Genomic DNA, 18,912 nt, shown 5'->3' on the forward strand with positions numbered 1-18,912 from the left:
TTTTCCGTTGTCATCGCCCCTCAGCCCGTCGCCTCGGCGTGCTGGCGGGCCAGCTCGTCACTCATCAGCTCCCGCATCCTGAATTTTTGCAGCTTGCCGGTCACCGTCATGGGGTACTCCTCCACAAACCGGATGTACCTGGGCACCTTGAAATAGGCGATGCGGGCCGCCAGGAACTGTTTCAACTCCTCCTCGCTGGCCTCCTGGCGGGGTCTGAGCTTGACCCAGGCGCACACCTCTTCGCCATAGCGCTCGCTGTCGACCCCGAACACCGCCGCATCCTGCACCGCCGGATGATCGTACAGACGCTCTTCGATCTCGCGCGGATAGATGTTCTCGCCACCGCGGATGATCAGCTCCTTGCTGCGCCCGACAATCCGCACATAGCCCTCTTCATCCATGATGCCGATGTCCCCCGAGTGCAGCCACCCCTCCTGGTCGATGGTCTCCGCCGTCTTGACCGGATCCTGCCAGTAACCCTGCATCACTCCGTTGCTGCGACAGCAGATCTCACCCCGCTCGCCGATGGCGACTATCTCTCCGCTGGGGTCGACCAGCTTGATCTCGGTGTGGCCGATGGCGCGGCCAACCGTGGTGACCCGCTTGTCCAGCGGCGCATCGATGGCGGTCATGTGATTGATGGGACTGCACTCGGTCTGGCCGTAGGCGATGGTCACCTCGGTCATGTGCATCAGGGTCTGCACCTTGCGCATCAAGGGCTCTGGGCAGATGGCACCGGCCATGATGCCGGTGCGCAGGGAGGAGAGATCGAACTGGTCAAACTCCGTCAGCTCCAGCTCGGCGATGAACATGGTCGGCACCCCGTGCAAGGCGGTGCAGCGCTCCTCGCTCACCATCCGCAGGGTGGCCACCGGATCGAAGGCTTCGGCCGGAAACAGGGCGCAGGCCCCCACGCTGATGCTGGCCAGGTTGCCAAGCACCATGCCGAAACAGTGGTAGAGCGGCACCGGGATGCAGAGCCGGTCCTGCTCGCTGAACGCCATGCCTTGTGCCACCTGGCGGCCGTTGTTGAGGATGTTGCTGTGGCTGAGGGTGGCCCCCTTGGGGTTACCCGTGGTGCCCGAGGTGAACTGGATGTTGATGGCGTCATCGGGTTTGAGGGTGGCCGCTACCTGCACCAGCCAGGCTGAGTCCTGCTGATCGCCCAACGAGAGCACATCGGGGAAGTTGAGCATGCCGACGCTTTGTTCCTCCCCGAGCCGGATCACCATCTCCAGGCTCGGCAGCCGGGATGATACGAGACGGCCGGGTAGGCAGTGCGCCAGCTCGGGTGCCAGCTCCCCCAGCATGGCGAGATAGTCGCAGCCCTTGAACGCACTGGCGCAGATGAGGGCACGACAGCCCACGTTGTTGATGGCAAAGGCTAACTCGTTGTTGCGGTAGGCGGGATTGATGCAGACCATGATGGCCCCGATGCGGGCCGTGGCAAATTGCACCAGGCACCACTCGATGTTGTTCGGCGACCAGATGCCGATCCGATCCCCCGGCCGGATCCCTAGCGCCAGCAGGCCCAGCGCCAATCTGTCTATCTGGGTCAGGTATTCACGGTAGTTCCAGCGGATCTGCTGGTGGCGCACCACCACTGCGGGCCGGTCGGGGAAACGTTCCGCCACCTGTTGCAGGTAGGCGCCTATGGTCTGATGAAGCAGCGGCTGATCGCAGGGACCGGCCCGGTAGCTGAGCAGTGAGGTCATGGGGTGACTCCTGGCCACATAGGTTGGACGTGCCTACTGCTCGGCTGGCGTGTTTTTGCAGCTTGTTACATTAATGTAAAAACAAGGCATGTAAAAGACTCACTTTGGTCTAATGCCGGCCATAAAAAACGGCCAACCGAAGTTGACCGTGTGACAAGGCGCGAGCCGGATCAGAACAGCAGGTGCGCCACCCCGGCGATGACCGGCAGGGTGATCAGGGTACGCAGCAGGAAGATCACGAACAGCTCCCACAACTTGACCGGGATCTTGCTGCCCAGCAGCAGGGCGCCCACTTCCGACATGTAGATGAGCTGGGTGACCGACATGGCGGCGATCACGAAGCGGGTGATGTCGCTCTCGATGGTGGAAGCCAGCACCGCCGGGATAAACATGTCGGCGAAGCCCACCATGATGGTCTTGGAGGCCGCTTCTGCCTCCGGCAGTTGCAGCAGCTCCAGCAAGGGCACGAAGGGGGCCCCCAGCCAGTTGAAGATGGAGGTGTGCTCGGCCAGCATCAGGGCGCAGGTGCCGATGGCCATCACCACCGGCAGTACGCCGAAGATCATGTCCAGCGCGTTCTTCACCCCTTCCCGTGCCACTGCACCCATGTCGGTCATGCCCTCGGCCTTGGTCAGGGCCCGCTCATAGCCGTAGCTCAGCACGCTGTGCTGGTGCGGCACCGACTCCTGCTTGCGACACAGGGGAGTACCGTCGCTGTAGACATCCTTCTTCCAGCAAAGCGGCGGCAGGCGCGGCACCACGATGGCGGCCACCACCCCGGCCAGGCAGACGGTCAGGTAGAAGGGCACGAACATGTGCTCCAGCCGAACCTGGGAGATCACCACCAGGCAGAAGGTGATGGAGACGGCGGAGAAGGTGGTGCCGATGACGGCCGCTTCCCGCTGGGTGTAGAACTTGCCTTCGTACTGTTTGCTGGTCAGCAGGATGCCGACACTGCCATCCCCCAGCCAGGAGGCGAAACAGTCCACCGCAGAGCGGCCGGGCAGACGGAACACCGGGCGCATGATGCGGGTCATCATGGTGCCGACAAACTCCAGCAGACCGAAATCGAGCAGCAAGGGCAGCAACAGGCCGGCGAAGATGAAGACGGAGAACAGCACCGGCAGCAGATCATGCAGCACTAGGCCGCCGGTCGCATCGGAACGCAGGGCCGCCGGGCCTGCCTCGAAGAAGGTCAGCAGCACGAAGATGCCGCCCAATACCCGCACGCAGGCCCAGAAGGGGGAGACGTTGAACAGGCTGTTGAGGAAGGGACGTCTGACCAGGATCGCCGGCTTGAACAGCCAGGCTACCAGCGTCATCAGCATGGTGGTGGTGATGATGGCGCTGACCATGGCCACCAGATAATCGGCAAACACCGTCTGTACCAGCTTCGCCAGCACGGCCACGGGGATGGTGACGTTTCCGTCATAGATGACGGGGGTCATGAACAGCAGGATCCCGATGAGTGACGGGACCAGGAACATCAGCACGTTGCGGCGGGTATTGAGCGCAGGTGCTTGCAGAGTCTTTTCCAGCATGGTCTACAGCCTTAATGTTACTTTTCCTTAGCCAGGCAAACCTGCATATCCATGCTCTCGCCCGGCAAAACGGGCGCAAGAATACCCCAATAAAATGCACAAACAAGCTTTTAATGGATCATTTCAAGCATAAATATTTATACAGGCAAACCTTCCATAAGAATGCACGCAAGCAGATACGCATATCAATTCATTGCAATTGGTTAGCATATTGTTTCGGCATGGTTACATTCAGGTGCGCAGTATAATCAGTTGCGGTTGGCAGGCAATAAGTGACATAAGAAATATATCTATATAGTGATCCGGTCGATCCCCATAAAAAAACCGGAGCCTGGGAAGGCTCCGGTTTTTCAGCACCGGGTGGCGGTATCACGACCGCGCACGGGAACTGGGTCAGTCACGCACGTAGATGACTTCCACGCCATCATCGTCTTCGTCGTCCCACTCGTCGTCGTCCAGCGATTCATCAAACGCCTTGGAGGCGGCCAGCGCATCGGCTTCAGCCTTGGCCAGCTGGTTCTTGTGGTAGTCGTCCCACTTGAACTCCACCTTCTCGATGGCGTCTTTGGCATCTTCCGCCAGCTGACGGGGCATGGTGTCCAGCAGGTCCAGGATGTCGTAGCAGACCTTCTTGGTCCCTTCCTTGCTGATGGCGGTGATGGCGTAGACAGGGCCTTCATGATTGAGGGCGGTCTTGACGCGATCCATCACTTCCTGCGCCTCTTCTTCCAGGATCAGGTCCATCTTGTTGAACACCAGCCAGCGCGGCTTGCTCGCCAGCTCAGGGCTGTATTTTTCCAGCTCCCGGACGATGGTCACCGCATTTTCGGCCGGATCAGAACCATCGACCGGGCAGATGTCCACCAGATGGATCAGCACGCGGCAGCGCTCGAGGTGCTTGAGGAAGCGAATACCGAGGCCAGCGCCTTCGGCAGCCCCTTCGATCAGACCGGGAATGTCGGCGATGACGAAGGAGCGGGAGTTCTCCCCACGCACCACGCCCAGGTTCGGTACCAGGGTGGTAAAGGGGTAGTCGGCCACTTTTGGACGGGCCGCGGAGACGGCGCGGATGAAGGTGGACTTGCCGGCGTTGGGCAGACCCAGCATGCCGACGTCGGCCAGCAGCAACAGCTCCAGCTTCAGGGTACGTACTTCACCCGGGGTACCGTTGCTCTTCTGGCGCGGTGCCCGGTTGACGGAGCTCTTGAAACGGGTGTTGCCCAGACCGTGGAAGCCGCCCTTGGCAACCAGCAGCTTCTGCTCGTGGTGGGTCAGGTCACCCAGCAGTTCGCCGGTGTCTTCATCGCTGGCGCGGGTGCCGACCGGTACGCGCAGGATCCTGTCCTTGCCGCGACGGCCGGTACAGTTGGCGCTCTGGCCATTCTCGCCACGTTCGGCGGCGTGAAAACGCTCGAAACGGTAGTCGATCAGGGTGTTCAGGTTTTCATCGGCAACCAGATACACGTCGCCACCGTCACCGCCGTCACCGCCATCCGGGCCGCCGTTCGGAATGTACTTCTCACGGCGAAAGCTCACACAACCGTTACCACCGTCACCGGCATCGACTCGAATCTGGACTTCATCAACAAACTTCATAGGTAACCGTCACCTTAATTCGAAAAACCGATACGCAATTATAGTGGTACAGACCCCTGCGGGCGATACGCATCTTGCCAAGCATGCCCTTTCAGAGCCAGGGTCAGCTGCGTGCCGTTTTTTCGTAAACTGCTGCAGAAAAACAAAAGCCCCGCCTGTTGGCGGGGCTTCGGATCCTTGCGGTCCGTAATTACTCAGCAACGATGCTAACGTACTTACGGTTCAGCGGACCTTTAACTTCGAACAGGATTTTACCAGTCGCAGTAGCGAACAGGGTGTGATCCTTGCCCAGACCAACGTTGGTACCGGCGTGGAACTTGGTGCCACGCTGACGAACGATGATGCTGCCAGCCAGAACTGTTTCGCCGCCGAAACGCTTCACGCCCAGGCGTTTAGCTTCTGAATCGCGGCCGTTGCGGGATGAACCGCCAGCTTTTTTGTGTGCCATCTATCGTACTCCTCTAATTAAGCGCTGATGCCAGTGATTTTGACTTCAGTGAACCACTGACGGTGGCCCGCTTGCTTACGGTGGTGCTTACGACGACGGAACTTGACGATAGTCACTTTCTCGCCACGGCCGTGAGCCACAACTTCAGCTACAACCTTGCCACCTTCAACGAAAGGAGCACCTACTTTAAAAGTGTCGCCTGCAGCAACCATCAGCACTTCGTTGAAGTCGATGGTAGCGCCAGTCTCAACGTTCAGCTTTTCCAGACGAACGATTTGACCTTCGGCCACACGGTGTTGTTTTCCGCCGCTTTGGAATACCGCGTACATTTGATTAACTCCGTAAAGGCGTGTCTTTTGCTCAAGGCCAGACACGCGCAAAAACCTATAACAATGGGCCGGCATTCTACGCAAATCGATTTGCTCAGGCAAGGCCAATTTAGCAAAAAGTTTATTTTGTGCGCATATCTGCCGCCGTGAACAAACGCTTAACTGTAACCCATTGTGAAATCGTGTAGAATCCCCGCCATTGCTAAAATCGCAGTCATCACTGCCGTCACGTTACGAGACTTATGGACCAACAGACTATCCGTGCGCTCTGTGCCGCCGACATGACGGCGGTCAATGAACTGATCCTGGCGAGACTCCAGTCCGATGTCAGCCTGATCAACCAGCTGGGTTTCTATATTGTCAGTGCAGGCGGGAAACGGATGCGCCCCATGCTGACCGTCATGGCCGCCCGCGCACTGGGATACGAAGGTGAAGATCACCTGAAACTGGCTGCCATCATCGAATTCATTCATACCTCCACCCTGCTGCACGACGACGTGGTCGACGAATCCGACCTGCGCCGCGGCCGGGAAACCGCCAATGCCCTGTTTGGCAATGCCGCCAGCGTGCTGGTCGGTGACTATCTCTACAGCCGCTCCTTCCAGATGATGAGCGAGCTCTCCAACCTGCGGGTGATGGAGATCCTCTCCGATGCCACCAATACCATCGCCGAAGGGGAAGTGTTGCAGTTGATGAACTGCAACGATCCGGATACCACCGAAGAGAGCTACATGACGGTCATCTACTGCAAGACCGCCAAGCTGTTCGAGGCGGCCACCCGCCTCGCCGCCGTGCTGACCCATCAGCCCGCACCAGTCGAGCAGGCGATGACCGACTACGGCAAGTATCTGGGCACAGCCTTCCAGATCATCGACGATGTGATGGACTACTGCTCCCAGAGCGACGAGATGGGCAAGAACGTCGGCGACGATCTGGCCGAAGGCAAACCCACCCTGCCGCTGCTGCGAGCCATGGAAGTGGGTAGCCCGGAAGAACGCCAGCTGGTACGCGATGCCATCGAGCACCGCAACGGCATGGAGCACCTCGACCGGATCCTGGCCATCCTCGACCGTACCGGCGCCCTCGAATACTCCCGCATGCGGGCCCGGGAAGAGGCCGACAAGGCCATCGCGGCCCTCGCCATCCTGCCGGACTCTCAGCACAAGCAGGCATTGGCAACACTGGCCCACATGGCGGTGCAGCGCAGCGCCTGATGCCAGTCGGAGCACAATAAAAAAGAGGCCCTTTGGCCTCTTTTTTTATTGTCCGGCAAACACAGTCTGGCTCACTCAGCACCATCCTCTAACGCGCCAGCGCCCACAGAATCACGGCCCCGGCCACCACCAGACAGCCGCCGATGCGGCGCAGCTGCTCGGTGGGCTGCTCGCTCAGCAGCCGCAGCATCTGTTGCCAGGCACGCGGCATCAGCAGCGGTCCCAGCCCCTCGAACAGCAACAGCAAGCCCAGCCCCATCAAGATGGATGTCAGCATCACCTCTCCTCTCAACCACAATGTCCACAAGCTGCCGGAGCACCGGCAAACCCCTGACCGCCAAACAAAAGGGCCTGAATCATCAGGCCCTTGGGTATCATTGCGACTCGCTTACTGCTTGCTGCCGTGCGGCGACTTGAGGTAGCGGAAGAACTCGCTGTCCGGCTTGAGGACCATCAGGTCATTGCCACCGGCGAAGCTCTTGCGATAGGCCTCCATGCTGCGCACGAAGCTGAAAAACTCGGGGTCTTTCTTGTAGCTGTCGGCATAGATCTTGGCGGCCTCGGCATCCCCTTCACCACGCAGCTGGCGGGCGTTACTCTCGGCATCGGCGATCATCACGGTCACCTTGCGGTCGATGTCGGCGCGCAGGATCTCGGCCTGCTCGCGGCCCTGGGAGCGATGCTCACGGGCTACCGCAGTCCGCTCGGCACGCATCCGCTGATAGATGGAGCTGGAGACTTCCACCGGCAGGTTGATCTGCTTGATCCGCACATCCACCACCTTGATGCCGAGCTCGGAGGAGCGCGCCATCTTCATCAGGGCATCTTCCATCACGGTACTGCGCTCACCGGAGACGATGTCCTTGATGGTGCGGTTACCGATCTCGGAACGAAGACCGTTGTTGATCTTGCGCTTGAGCAGGTCTTCGGCCTGGATTTTGTTGCCACCACCGGTCGCCAGGTAGTACTTGGAGAAGTCCTCGATCTTCCACTTCACGTAGGAGTCGATGATGAGGTCCTTCTTCTCGGATGTAACGAAGCGATCCGCCTGGCCTTCCAGGGTCTGGATGCGAGCATCCATCTTGCGAACCTGATCGATGAGCGGCACCTTGAAGTGCAGGCCCGGCTCGTACAGGCGCGGTTCACCGGAGTCGACCCGCTTCACCTTGCCGAACTGCACGACGATGCCCTTCTGACCTTCATCGACGATGAAGACCGACGAGAAGCAGACCATGGCGGCCACAGCGATGACACCAATAGCTATCTTTTTCATCTATTAGTTTCTCCCTGAGCTGAAACGGTCGCCGCTACGCAGCGGAGTCGGAGTGGAGTTGGCCCCTTCGTTGGACGGCGGGGTCTGTTCCACCACAGGCGCACCTGCCGGACGGGCCGGTTGCACTGCGTTCGCCTTGCCGGAAAGCTTGTCGAGCGGCAGATAGATCATGCTGTTGTTGCCAGCCGGCATGTCGACCACCACCTTGTTGGCCTGCTGATACAGCTCTTCCATGGTCTCCAGGTAGATACGATCGCGGGTCAGCTCGGGCGCAGCCTGATACTGGGGCAGCAACTCGTTGAAGCGAGCGACTTCACCCTTGGCCTTCAGCACGATCTGGGACTTGTAGGCTTCGGCCTCTTGCTCCAGACGCTTGACCTGGCCACGGGCCTTCGGCTCGACTTCACGGGCATAGGCTTCGGCTTCACGAATGAAGCGCTGTTCATCTTCCTGGGCGGAGATGGCGTCATCGAAGGCGTCTTTCACCTCTTCCGGCGGACGTGCCGGCAGGAAGTTGACGTCGACGATCTGCAGACCCATGTGATACGGCTCGATGATGCTGTCGATCACCTGCCAGGTCTCCTGGCGCACCTTCTCACGGCCGGTGGTCAGCACGTCGTCCATTCGGGTGTGGCCCACCACGTAACGCAGGGCGCTGTCGGTGGCCTGGCTCAGACTCTCATCGGCATTGGTCACGCTGAACAGATACTGCTCCGGGTCGACCACGCGATACTGCACGTCCATCTCGACCCGCACCACGTTCTCGTCCTGGGTCAGCATGAAGCCGGAAGCCGGCAGGGAGCGGACCGATTCCACGTCCACCGGGATCACCCGGTCGATGAAGGTCGGCTTCCAGCGCAGGCCGGGATCCACGTTGTGGGAGTATTCGCCAAAGCGCAGCACCACGCCCCGTTCGGCTTCACGAATGGTATAGAAGCCGCTGACGACCCACACCACTACCGCCACCACCAGAGCGATGGAGAGGCCAAACTTGCCTACATCGCCACCACCAGACTTACCGCCACCGAGCAGACCACCAAAACGGCGGCTCACCTTGCGCAGCATCTCGTCCAAATCAGGGGGCCCCTGATTCTTGCCGTTGTTCCCCCAGGGGTCACGGTCTTTGCCGTTGTTACCAGGCTCATTCCAAGCCATCAGCGTCTCCATTAATACATGCGGATGGATATCATCTCTATCGGGCCATCAACCGTTGATGAAGCCAGCAAACATTCATCTCATCGACGAATCAATGCCTGATAAAGCGTTGTAAACTCTCACCTTCTTGTTTCATGAGGCGGTTCCAGTCAGCCAGTTGCAGGCGGACTTCCAACACAAAATCCCCCTCCTCGCTGAAACCTTCCTGCTCGATGCCCTTGAGGCGATAGAGCGCACTGCGCAATCTGGCGGCCGAAGGCGGCAACTGCAGGGTGTGGTGCACCATGGATCCGGCCAGCAATTCAGTCAGGGCCGTAAACAGGTCAGCACATCCTTCCCCGGTCTGGGCTGACAGCCAGACCCGCACCGGGCGCCCCTCTTCGTCCCGCTCCAGCCCGACCGGGTGTTCACCCAGCTTGTCGATCTTGTTGCAGATCATCAGCTGGGGTCGGTCATCGGCTTCGATCTCGGCCAGCACCTGCTGCACCGACTCGATATTTTCCTGCATCTGCTCATCGGCACAGTCCACCACGTGCAGCAGCAGGTCCGCTTCGCGGGTCTCCTGCAGCGTCGCCTTGAAGGCCGCGACCAGATCATGGGGCAAGTGTCGAATAAATCCAACTGTATCCGCCAGAATCACATCACCCACATCCTGGATCACCAATTTGCGCAGGGTCGGATCCAGGGTTGCGAACAATTGGTCGGCAGCATACACGCTGGCAGCTGTAAGTTGGTTGAACAAAGTGGACTTTCCGGCGTTGGTGTAACCCACCAGGGAAACGGTCGGCACCTCGTTGCGGTTGCGGGCACGACGCCCCTGCTCCCGCTGTTTGGCCACCTTGTCGAGCCGACGCAAAATCGCCTTGATGCGCTCACGCAACAGGCGACGGTCGGTTTCCAGCTGAGTTTCACCCGGGCCGCGCAGGCCGATCCCGCCCTTCTGACGTTCAAGGTGGGTCCAGCCTCGCACCAGGCGAGTAGAAAGATGGCGTAACTGGGCCAGTTCGACCTGCAACTTGCCTTCGTGGGTACGGGCGCGCTGGGCAAAGATATCGAGGATCAGGCCGGTCCTGTCCACTACCCGGCACTGGAACAGACGCTCCAGGTTGCGCTCCTGGGCAGGGGTCAGGGCATGGTTGAAGATGACGACGTCGGCATCCAGCATCTGGACCTGGGACGCTATCTCTTCAGCCTTGCCGCTGCCGACAAAAAATTTGGCGCTGGGCGCACTGCGGCTGGTGGTGATCACCCCCAGCGCATTGACCCCGGCCGAGCTCACCAGCATCTTGAGCTCTTCCAGATCCTCCCGCTCACCCTCATCACTGAAGTTGACATGTACCAGAACGGCCTGTTCGCCGGCTTCATAACGGTCAAACAAGCGCTTGCTCCTTGACAGGAATAATGATGAATCTGGGTTGACGAGTCGCCTCGTCCCGGGATATCACGCCTCGGCTTCACCCTGCTCTTCGCCAGCCGCGCCCGGCGCATGCTGGTGGTGGTTGACGGCACGGGCCGGCACCACGGTCGAGATGGCGTGCTTGTAGACCATCTGGCTCACGGTGTTCTTCAGCAAAATGACAAACTGGTCAAACGATTCGATCTGACCCTGCAGTTTGATGCCGTTCACCAAATAGATAGAAACAGGAATCCGCTCACGGCGCAGCGCATTCAAAAACGGGTCTTGGAGAGATTGCCCCTTAGCCATCTTCTTTTCCTTATAGTTTGTTGTTTTTAAACACCGGATATCAATATAACAACCTGATTATACAGGAGTGTCAAGCCACTCCGGCACGGGCGACGACCCTTGCCAGATTGCCAGACTCACCAGATTCCAACCAGGTCACATCAGACCAACCGCGCAACCAGGTCATTTGACGCTTGGCCAACTGGCGGGTGGCAACAATTCCGCGATAGCGCATCTCATCATACTCCACTTCCCCCGCCAGGTAGTCCCACATTTGGCGGTATCCCACGCAGCGGATGGAAGGAAGATCCGGGGTGAGATCGCCCCGTTGATAGAGCGCCCTGACTTCCTGTTCAAAGCCGCCCTGCAGCATCTTGTCAAAGCGCAGCTCGATGCGCTGGTGCAACACTGCGCGATCGCTCGGTGCGATGGCAAACTGCAGCACCCGATAGGGCAACCCCTCCCCCTGCACCTGGGTCAGCTCGGTGAGCGTCTTGCCGCTGATGCGGTAGACCTCGAGCGCCCGGCTGAGCCGCTGCGGGTCATTGGGATGGATGCGGGCACCGGCCACCGGGTCGATGCGCACCAGTTCATCGTGCAGAGCCTGCCAGCCAAGGCGAGCGGCCTCCTCCTCGATGCCGGCCCGAATGACGGGGTCGGCGGAGGGCAGCGGAGAGAGCCCCTCCAGCAGCGCCTTGAAATAGAGCATGGTGCCACCCACCAGCAGCGGAATGCGGCCGCGCTCGGCAATCTCTTTCATCTCCCGCAGCGCATCCTTACAAAAATCGGCCGCCGAATAGCTCACGGCGGGGTCCAGGATATCGATCAGCCGATGTGGCGCCAGCGCCAGCTCGGCGGCACTCGGTTTGGCGGTGCCGATATCCATGCCGCGATAGATAAGCGCGGAATCCACGCTGATGATGTCGCAGGGCAACGCCTGGCACAGTTCGATGGCGAGATCCGTCTTGCCGGAGGCCGTCGGCCCCATCAGAAAAATTGCAGTCGGCAAGTCAGCCACGTGAAAAACTCCCCTTGCATGGTCGCCAGCCGTACGGCGCACCTGCAAAAAACTGGTTTATGGGTTCAAGAGGGGCATTCCCCTCAATGGCCATCGGCGAACTCGGCCAGTACGCTCGCCAGCGCCAGCGGGCGCACCATGCGAACGTCTGCCAGTTGGTCACTGAAATCGGCTACAAGTTCCGTCAGCAGACGGTTGGCCGTGGCAAAATCGTATACTTTTTCGCGACTTATCCCCTGCTCCACCAGCCATTGGCATAGTACTTCAGCCTGCTGGCCGGCATCACTGTCAGATCCGCTCTCGATCAGTTGCAACAATTCGGGTAATAAGCGCACCAGATCGGTCTGGCGCAGCAACGCCGGCACCCGAGTCAGGATCATGGTGTCGCGCCCGCCGCTTTTCAACTCCAGCCCCATCCGTTTGAGCAAACGATCCTGCTGCTCGACCAGCGCGACCAGGTTTTTCGGCAACTTGAAGGAGACTGGCAGCAGCAACGGCTGGGCCGCCAGCCCCTGACCCCAGGTTTCCAGCAGCCAGTGGCGCAGCAGCAGGCGCTCGGCCCGCACCAGCGACAGCAGAGCCAGCCGGTTGTCTCGCTCCAGCAGCAGATAGGCCTGTTCCACCAGGGTCAATGCCCGCCACGTCCCCGCTTTGGCGGCCACGGCAGTGGCAACAGGCGCGGTTTCCGCCTCTGCCAGCGGCATGCCCTGCACCGCCGGCAGGGTGGTGAGCAGCGATCCCATTCCGCGCATCGCCTCCCGGCTGGGGGGCTCGGGCGGCTGGTAGTTGCCGGCCCGCCCGGCACTGCCCCCTTCCCGCACTTCCCGGGCCGGCGCCCGGTAGTTGTGCTCGGCGCCATACCACTCGGCTCTGGGGGCCTGGCCCGGGTACTCGATGGAGGCACTGACCGGCAGCTCGACCAGGGTCTCGGCCAGGGGCTCGTCGCTTGCCGCTCCTTGCTGGCGCAGGGCAGTAAACAGCGCCTGGAAGATGAAGTCGTGAATGAGGCGTGCCTGATGAAAGCGCACCTCGTGCTTGGCTGGATGGACGTTGACATCCACCTGGCGCGGATCCAGCTCGATGTAGAGCACGTAGGCCGCGAACCGATCGGCCGGCAGCAGCTCGTCATAGGCCTGGCGAATGGCATGGTTGATGAGCTTGTCGCGCATCATGCGGCCGTTGACATAGGTGTATTGCAGATCGTTCTGCGGCCTGGCGCCCTCGGGGGTCGCCAGCCAGCCCCACAGCCGCACGTCGCTGTGCTCGCTCTCCACCGCCAGCGCGTGATGCATGAAGGGGGTACCGCAGACGGCAGCAAGACGCCGCTCCTGCTCCGGCACGGTATTAGCGGCCTTGTACTGGCGCACCACCTTGCCGTTGTGGCGTAGGATCAGGGTGACGTCGAAGCGGGAGAGTGCGATGCGGCGCACCAGCTCGTCGATGTGGGCGAACTCGGTCTTTTCGCTGCGCATAAACTTGCGCCGCGCCGGGGTATTGAAGAAGAGGTCCACCACCTCCACCGTGGTACCCACCGGGTGGGCAGCCGGTTTGACGGTGACACTCATCTCCCGCCCTTCGGCCTGCGCCTGCCAGGCTTCGGACTGCTCCGCCGTGCGGGAGGTGAAGGTGAGCCGGGAGACCGAGCTGATGGAGGCGAGCGCCTCGCCGCGAAAGCCTAGGCTGTTGATCCCTTCCAGATCGTCGAGGGTTGCCACCTTGGAGGTGGCGTGACGCGACAACGCCAGCACCAGCTCATCCTTGGCGACACCACCGCCATTGTCGCGAATGCGAATGAGCTTGGCACCGCCCTTGTCGATGTCGATCTCGACCCGGTCGGCGCCCGCGTCCAGACTGTTTTCCACCAGCTCCTTGACCACGGAGGAGGGCCGCTCCACCACCTCACCGGCAGCAATCTGGTTGGCCAGAATTGGCGGCAATATACGGATTGGCATCGCTGACTCCTGATGGTTGAAGGCGCGGATAATCGGCGGGATTCGATGACGGCTCACCGGGCCCGCCCCTGCCACTGGCAGGGACGGGTCCGGCGCCTCATCCAGCGCTATTTTTGCGGAATATAGAGCACCTGCCCTATCTGGATGTCCCGCGACTTGAGCTTGTTGATCTCCACCAACCGCGCCTGGCTGACCCCGTATTTCTCGGCGAGCCGGGAGAGGCTCTGCCCACGGGTGACCACATGACGGAGCATGTTGGCCTTGTCGTTGCTCTGCACGCTGGCGACCGGGGCGCTGGGCTCCTTGGCCGCCACCACGTAGGGCTTGATCACCCCGGCGCCGGACGAGGATCCGCCGACGCTGCTGACCGGTGCCCCGCCATCGCTGCTGCGATTCGGCTCGGTGGCCGGCATCCGGTTGGTCACCACCTGCTGCACCGGTTGCGCCGCCGGCTTGCTGACGGCGACCGGCTTGCTGGCGGGGGCGGGTCGGCTGACTGCCGCCTGCTTGTTGCTGCCCTGCCCCTTGCCGGTGAGCATGGCTCCCTTGGTCGGATGGGCCCGGTAATAGTTGCGGATCCCCTCGAAGATGGCGCGGGCCAGCTGATCCTGATAGCTGGCGGTGGCCAGCAACTGCTCTTCGGCGTGGTTGGAGATAAAGCCCGTCTCTACCAGCACGGAGGGGATATCCGGCGCCTTCAGCACCGCCAGACTGGCGTGCTCCGGCGCCTTCTTGTGCAACCGAGCTACCCGGCCCAGCGAGCGCAGGATCTGGCGGCTGACGTCATAACCCTCGGCGCGGGACTTGTCCATGGAGAGGTCGAGGAAGGTCTGCGCCAGATAGGGGTTCGGGTCCGATTCGGCCAACACCTTGCCGACCCCCCCCAACAGCTCGCCCTGCTTCTCCTGTTTCTCCAGCCAGCTGCCCATCTCGCGGTTGGCGCGGTTGGTCGACAGCACCCAGACGGAGGCGCCGCGCGGGGTCGAGTTGTGGAAGCTGTCGGCGTGCACCGACACCAGCAGATCGGCCTTGGCCTTGCGGGCAATCTCGGAGCGCTTGTTCAGATCGACGAAGTAGTCACCGCGCCGGGTCAGCACGGCACGCATGCCGGGCTCGCGGTCGATGAGGGCGGCCAGCTTCTGGGAGACCGCCAGGGTCACCCGCTTCTCGTAGGTGCGACGCGGGCCGATGGAACCCGGGTCTTCACCGCCGTGGCCCGGGTCGATGGCGATCACCACCCCCTTGCCCTTGCCACCCACCGGCGTGGCTTGCACCGAGGCGGAGGCCTTCTCTTCATAAGGCAGATCGATCACCAGGCGGTGACCGTAGGGCCCCGCCGGTGCCAGCGGGAACACCACCGGCTTGATGGTGGAGCTGAGATCAAGCACCAGCCGCAGACCGCCCTTCTCCAGCGGCGAGCTCTCACGGATCTTGCGCACTAGTTCGCTCTTGTTCTCGATGCGGGCCAGATTGGTGACGTTGCTCGCCCCTTTCAGGTCGATCACCAGCCGGTCGGGGCCGGTCAGGGTGAAATAGTTGTAATTGGGGGCGCTGCTCATATCGAGCACCACCCGGGTGTTGTCCGGCGACGGCCACACCCGCACGCTCTTGAGCTGATTCGCCCAGGAGGGTAAGGCCAGCAGGGAGAGGGCAATAACAAGGATCAAGCGCACGTAGATGACAACCGTTTCAGAATGGCTTCGCCAATAGCGGTGCGGGCCTCTATCAGGACCTCGCGCTGCTCGTTTGCATAACTCAGGGTAATGTCGAGATCGGGGGCGGGCAGCCAGCCATCGCCCTTCTCCGGCCACTCCACCAGACAGAGGGTATTGGCGCCGAAGTAGTCACGGATCCCCATGAACTCCAGCTCCTCCGGGTCGGCCAACCGATAGAGATCGAAGTGGTAGAGCTGCCAGTCGGCCAGCTCATAGGGCTCGACCAGGGTATAGGTCGGGCTCTTGACCTTGCCCTCATGCCCCAACCCCTGTACCCAGCCCCGGGTCAGGGTGGTTTTGCCGGCCCCGAGAGAGCCGTGCAAGAACACCGTGGTTGCCTGCTGGCAGGCGTGGGCCAGTCGGCCACCCAGTGCCACTGTTGCTGCCTCGTCCGGCAGTGTCATCATCAACTGTTTTGCCATGTTCTTCTTTAGCTTGTTATGGTGTCGGGATTTACCAGTCGACGGATAAAGGGCAGCAGATCCGATGCCAGCATGCCCCGCTCTCCGTCTGCAGCGGCCAGATCGGCCGCTTCCCCGTGGATCACGGCGCCCAGTCGGGTTGCCTCGGCGGCAGACCAGCCCTGGGCCAAAAGGGCGGCGATTATACCAGATAACAGGTCGCCCATGCCGCCACTGGCCATGCCGGGATTGCCCTCGTTGCAAAGCGCCATCCCCTTGCCGTCGTGGATCAGCGTCCCCGCCCCCTTGAGCAGCACCACACCGCCGAAACGCTGCTGCAGACGCTGCACCGCGGTAAAACGATCCGCGGCAATCTCGGCAATGGTGCAGCCCAGCAGGCGGGCTGCCTCGCCCGGATGGGGCGTGAGCACCCAATTATCCTGATGACGGGGACATTGCGCCAGCCAATTCAATCCATCGGCATCCAATACCAGTGGCACCTGCTCGTTAACAAAAGACTCAAAATGGCGCCGACCCCACTCATCCTGACCCAGGCCGGGTCCCACCACCCGCACCGAGGCCCAGCTCTCCTCGTCCCCGCCCTGACTGCCCATCAATTCGGCCTGGTAGAGGCTGACGGGCAGCTGGTCAGGATGCTGGCACACCCGCACCAGACCGGCACCAGCCCGCAGGCAGGCACGAGCGGCCAGCACGATGGCCCCCTGCATCCCCGCATCGCCCCCCACCAGCAGCACCTTGCCGTGGGAGCCCTTGTGGGACGAGCGCTGGCGCGGGGTCAGCCGGGCGTGCAGGGAGGGATAATCGATGCGCTCGGCGGCCGCCTGCCACCCGGGCGGGACACTGACGCCGAGGGGATCGCAGTCGAGCCGACCGACACAGTCCACCCCGTCGGCGGTGAGCAGGCCCTGCTTGATACCGATGAAGGTGAGGGTGCGGCTGGCACGCACCACGGCGCCCATGGCGCAGCCGGTATCGGCATTGAGGCCGGAGGGGAGATCCACCGATAGCACGGGCACCTGCAAGCCATTGATTGTTGCGACGATCTTTGTCATAAGCGGTGACAGCCGGGTATGGACACCGGTGCCGAGCAGTGCGTCGACCACCAGGTCCGGCGCCGGCAACCGGTCGAGCTCGCCCGCTTCGGCCGACACCACTGTGCCCCCCGTCGCCAGCCACTCGTCGGCGGCCCGCCTGGCGTCCCCCGTCAGCTCGGCGGGATCCCTCAGCGCTATCACCTGGGGCTCCAGCCCCAACTGCCTTGCAAGGCGGGCCAATACATAGCCGTCGCCACCGTTGTTGCCGGGGCCGGTGAAGATCCACCAGCATCGGCTGTGCGGCCAGTGGTGGGTGGCGTAGGTGCGCAGTGCCGCCCCGGCCCGCTCCATCAGGGTGTAGAGTGCCAGCCCCTCGCGCTCGGCCCACTCCCGCTCCAGGGCACGGATCTGTTCAGCCCGCCACAGTGATTGTGGTAAACTACGCACCTCTTTCCCGCTGATAGCATCCCCGATGATCTGTACCATGACGGCTCCTGACTCTCATCCATTCATCCGGGCCAGCTGGCACCGGGCACATGATGCAGTATGACGGCAACCGCCATGCCCGTCGGTCAACCTTGGCAACAAGACCCCAGAGATGCGATACAGCATGACAGTACACCTCCATCCCGGTCAGCACCCGGGCAGGCAGACGGCCCCATGACCACCACCGAACTCCATCAACTGGCCCAAGATATCAAGCTCTGGGCGAGCGAGCTAGGATTCGACCAGGCCGGTATCACCGACACGGATCTCACCCTCGAGGAGCCCAGGCTGCAGGCCTGGCTCGATGCTGGCCATCACGGCAGCATGGATTACATGGCGCGCCACGGCATGATGCGGGCCCGCCCCCACGAGCTGCTGCCGGGCACCTTGCGGGTGCTGTCGGTGCGGATGAACTATCTGCCGTTCGAGGCGGGCTTTGCCGCCACCCTGCGCGACCCCACCCTCGGCTACATCAGCCGCTATGCCCTCGGTCGTGACTACCACAAGCTGCTGCGCAACCGGCTCAAGCAACTGGGGGAGCGCATCGAGCAGCGCTGCGAGGCGCTGGGTTGGCGCCCCTTCGTCGACTCGGCCCCCATTCTGGAGCGGCCGCTGGCGGCCAAGGCGGGCCTCGGCTGGGTAGGCAAGCACTCGCTGCTGCTCAACGAGTCGGCGGGCTCCTTCTTCTTTCTGGGGGAGCTGCTGCTCAGCCTGCCGCTGCCACTGGATGCCCCGGTGGAGAAAGAACAGTGCGGCAAGTGCGTGGCCTGCATCAACATCTGCCCCACCGGCGCCATCATCGCCCCCTACGTGGTGGACGGCCGCCGCTGCATCTCCTATCTCACCATCGAGAACGACGGCCCCATTCCCGAAGAATTTCGGCCGCTGATGGGCAATCGCATCTATGGCTGTGACGACTGCCAGCTCATCTGCCCCTGGAACCGCTATGCCAACGCCAGCCCGGAGCCCGACTTCAGACCGCGCCCCAATCTGCATCGCCCGCCGCTGTTGACCTTGTGGGGCTGGAGCGAGAGCGAGTTTCTCAAACACACTGAAGGCAGCCCCATCCGCCGCATCGGCTATCAGCGCTGGCGCCGCAACCTGGCGGTGGCCCTTGGCAACGGCCCGGCCAGCCCGCAGGTCATGACGGCCCTGCAGCAGGCGCTGGCAGCAGCCGAGCCCATGGTGGTCGAACATATCGAATGGGCGCTGGCCACCCTGGCCAAACGCCAGCAGGATGACAACAAAAAGACGCGCTTGCTGATCCGCTGCATCGAAAAAGGTCTGCCGGATCACGCATAGACGATCTGCCCCTTGCCGGATCGAAGCC

General features: G+C 61.7%; 17 protein-coding genes. 2 read left to right on the forward strand and 15 right to left on the reverse strand.

Features of this window, described 5'->3' with window-relative positions:
- Positions 1-20: 20 nt before the first annotated feature.
- The 5 genes from OKB87_RS17020 to rplU all read right to left on the reverse strand — a co-directional run bounded on the left by OKB87_RS17020 (position 21) and on the right by rplU (position 5,629).
- Positions 21-1,715: an AMP-binding protein gene (locus OKB87_RS17020; RefSeq protein ID WP_270828076.1), complete on the reverse strand. Its 1,695-nt coding sequence runs from the start codon at positions 1,713-1,715 to the stop codon at positions 21-23.
- Between the two features lie 170 nt (positions 1,716-1,885).
- Positions 1,886-3,256: a YjiH family protein gene (locus tag OKB87_RS17025; protein WP_016349611.1), complete on the reverse strand. Its 1,371-nt coding sequence runs from the start codon at positions 3,254-3,256 to the stop codon at positions 1,886-1,888.
- Positions 3,257-3,649: 393 nt separating this feature from the next.
- A complete protein-coding gene (gene cgtA, locus OKB87_RS17030; RefSeq protein WP_011704870.1) occupies positions 3,650-4,852 on the reverse strand; it encodes an Obg family GTPase CgtA in 1,203 nt (400 codons plus the stop codon).
- A gap of 190 nt (positions 4,853-5,042) precedes the next feature.
- Positions 5,043-5,300 (reverse strand): 50S ribosomal protein L27, encoded by a 258-nt coding sequence (gene rpmA, locus OKB87_RS17035; protein WP_005339028.1) that lies wholly within the window; start codon positions 5,298-5,300, stop codon positions 5,043-5,045.
- 17 nt (positions 5,301-5,317) lie between these two features.
- Entirely contained in the window at positions 5,318-5,629 is a 312-nt protein-coding gene (rplU, locus tag OKB87_RS17040; protein WP_005304210.1) for a 50S ribosomal protein L21, read from the reverse strand.
- 242 nt (positions 5,630-5,871) lie between these two features.
- Here rplU and ispB point away from each other — a divergent pair, with 242 nt between their 5' ends.
- Complete coding sequence (gene ispB, locus OKB87_RS17045; RefSeq protein ID WP_024944331.1) at positions 5,872-6,843, forward strand: octaprenyl diphosphate synthase; 972 nt, start codon at positions 5,872-5,874, stop codon at positions 6,841-6,843.
- 88 nt (positions 6,844-6,931) lie between these two features.
- On the opposite strand, the gene OKB87_RS17050 is transcribed toward ispB, so the two are convergent.
- The 10 genes from OKB87_RS17050 to OKB87_RS17095 form a co-directional block, all read right to left on the reverse strand.
- On the reverse strand, positions 6,932-7,120 hold the full coding sequence (locus OKB87_RS17050; RefSeq protein ID WP_011704868.1) for a DUF2065 domain-containing protein: 189 nt from the start codon (positions 7,118-7,120) through the stop codon (positions 6,932-6,934).
- 111 nt (positions 7,121-7,231) lie between these two features.
- Positions 7,232-8,116: a protease modulator HflC gene (hflC, locus tag OKB87_RS17055; RefSeq protein WP_011704867.1), complete on the reverse strand. Its 885-nt coding sequence runs from the start codon at positions 8,114-8,116 to the stop codon at positions 7,232-7,234.
- A 3-nt stretch (positions 8,117-8,119) separates the two neighbouring features.
- A complete protein-coding gene (gene hflK / locus OKB87_RS17060) occupies positions 8,120-9,271 on the reverse strand; it encodes an FtsH protease activity modulator HflK (RefSeq protein WP_005304223.1) in 1,152 nt (383 codons plus the stop codon).
- 91 nt (positions 9,272-9,362) lie between these two features.
- Positions 9,363-10,649 carry a ribosome rescue GTPase HflX gene (gene hflX / locus OKB87_RS17065; RefSeq protein ID WP_011704865.1) on the reverse strand — a complete coding sequence of 429 codons (1,287 nt, stop codon included), beginning with the start codon at positions 10,647-10,649 and terminating at the stop codon, positions 9,363-9,365.
- Positions 10,650-10,712: 63 nt separating this feature from the next.
- Positions 10,713-10,976, reverse strand: a complete 264-nt coding sequence (gene hfq, locus OKB87_RS17070; protein WP_011704864.1) for an RNA chaperone Hfq — start codon at positions 10,974-10,976, stop codon at positions 10,713-10,715.
- 70 nt (positions 10,977-11,046) lie between these two features.
- Entirely contained in the window at positions 11,047-11,964 is a 918-nt protein-coding gene (gene miaA / locus OKB87_RS17075; protein WP_011704863.1) for a tRNA (adenosine(37)-N6)-dimethylallyltransferase MiaA, read from the reverse strand.
- Positions 11,965-12,056: 92 nt separating this feature from the next.
- Complete coding sequence (mutL, locus tag OKB87_RS17080) at positions 12,057-13,925, reverse strand: DNA mismatch repair endonuclease MutL (protein ID WP_270828077.1); 1,869 nt, start codon at positions 13,923-13,925, stop codon at positions 12,057-12,059.
- 107 nt (positions 13,926-14,032) lie between these two features.
- A complete protein-coding gene (locus OKB87_RS17085; RefSeq protein ID WP_168966404.1) occupies positions 14,033-15,598 on the reverse strand; it encodes an N-acetylmuramoyl-L-alanine amidase in 1,566 nt (521 codons plus the stop codon).
- Positions 15,589-16,062 (reverse strand): tRNA (adenosine(37)-N6)-threonylcarbamoyltransferase complex ATPase subunit type 1 TsaE, encoded by a 474-nt coding sequence (gene tsaE, locus OKB87_RS17090; RefSeq protein WP_270828078.1) that lies wholly within the window; start codon positions 16,060-16,062, stop codon positions 15,589-15,591. The genes OKB87_RS17085 and tsaE overlap by 10 nt, the downstream gene beginning before the upstream one ends.
- Before the next feature lie 8 nt (positions 16,063-16,070).
- The gene (locus tag OKB87_RS17095; RefSeq protein ID WP_270828080.1) at positions 16,071-17,582 is read right to left on the reverse strand and encodes an NAD(P)H-hydrate dehydratase; all 1,512 of its coding nucleotides are present in this window, start codon (positions 17,580-17,582) and stop codon (positions 16,071-16,073) included.
- 174 nt (positions 17,583-17,756) lie between these two features.
- Between OKB87_RS17095 and queG the strand changes: the two genes are divergently transcribed.
- Complete coding sequence (gene queG / locus OKB87_RS17100) at positions 17,757-18,884, forward strand: tRNA epoxyqueuosine(34) reductase QueG (RefSeq protein ID WP_270828082.1); 1,128 nt, start codon at positions 17,757-17,759, stop codon at positions 18,882-18,884.
- The last annotated feature ends 28 nt before the right edge of the window (positions 18,885-18,912 follow it).

This window comes from Aeromonas sp. Y318-1, from assembly GCF_027706125.1.
In the GTDB taxonomy this organism is placed as follows: domain Bacteria; phylum Pseudomonadota; class Gammaproteobacteria; order Enterobacterales; family Aeromonadaceae; genus Aeromonas; species Aeromonas hydrophila.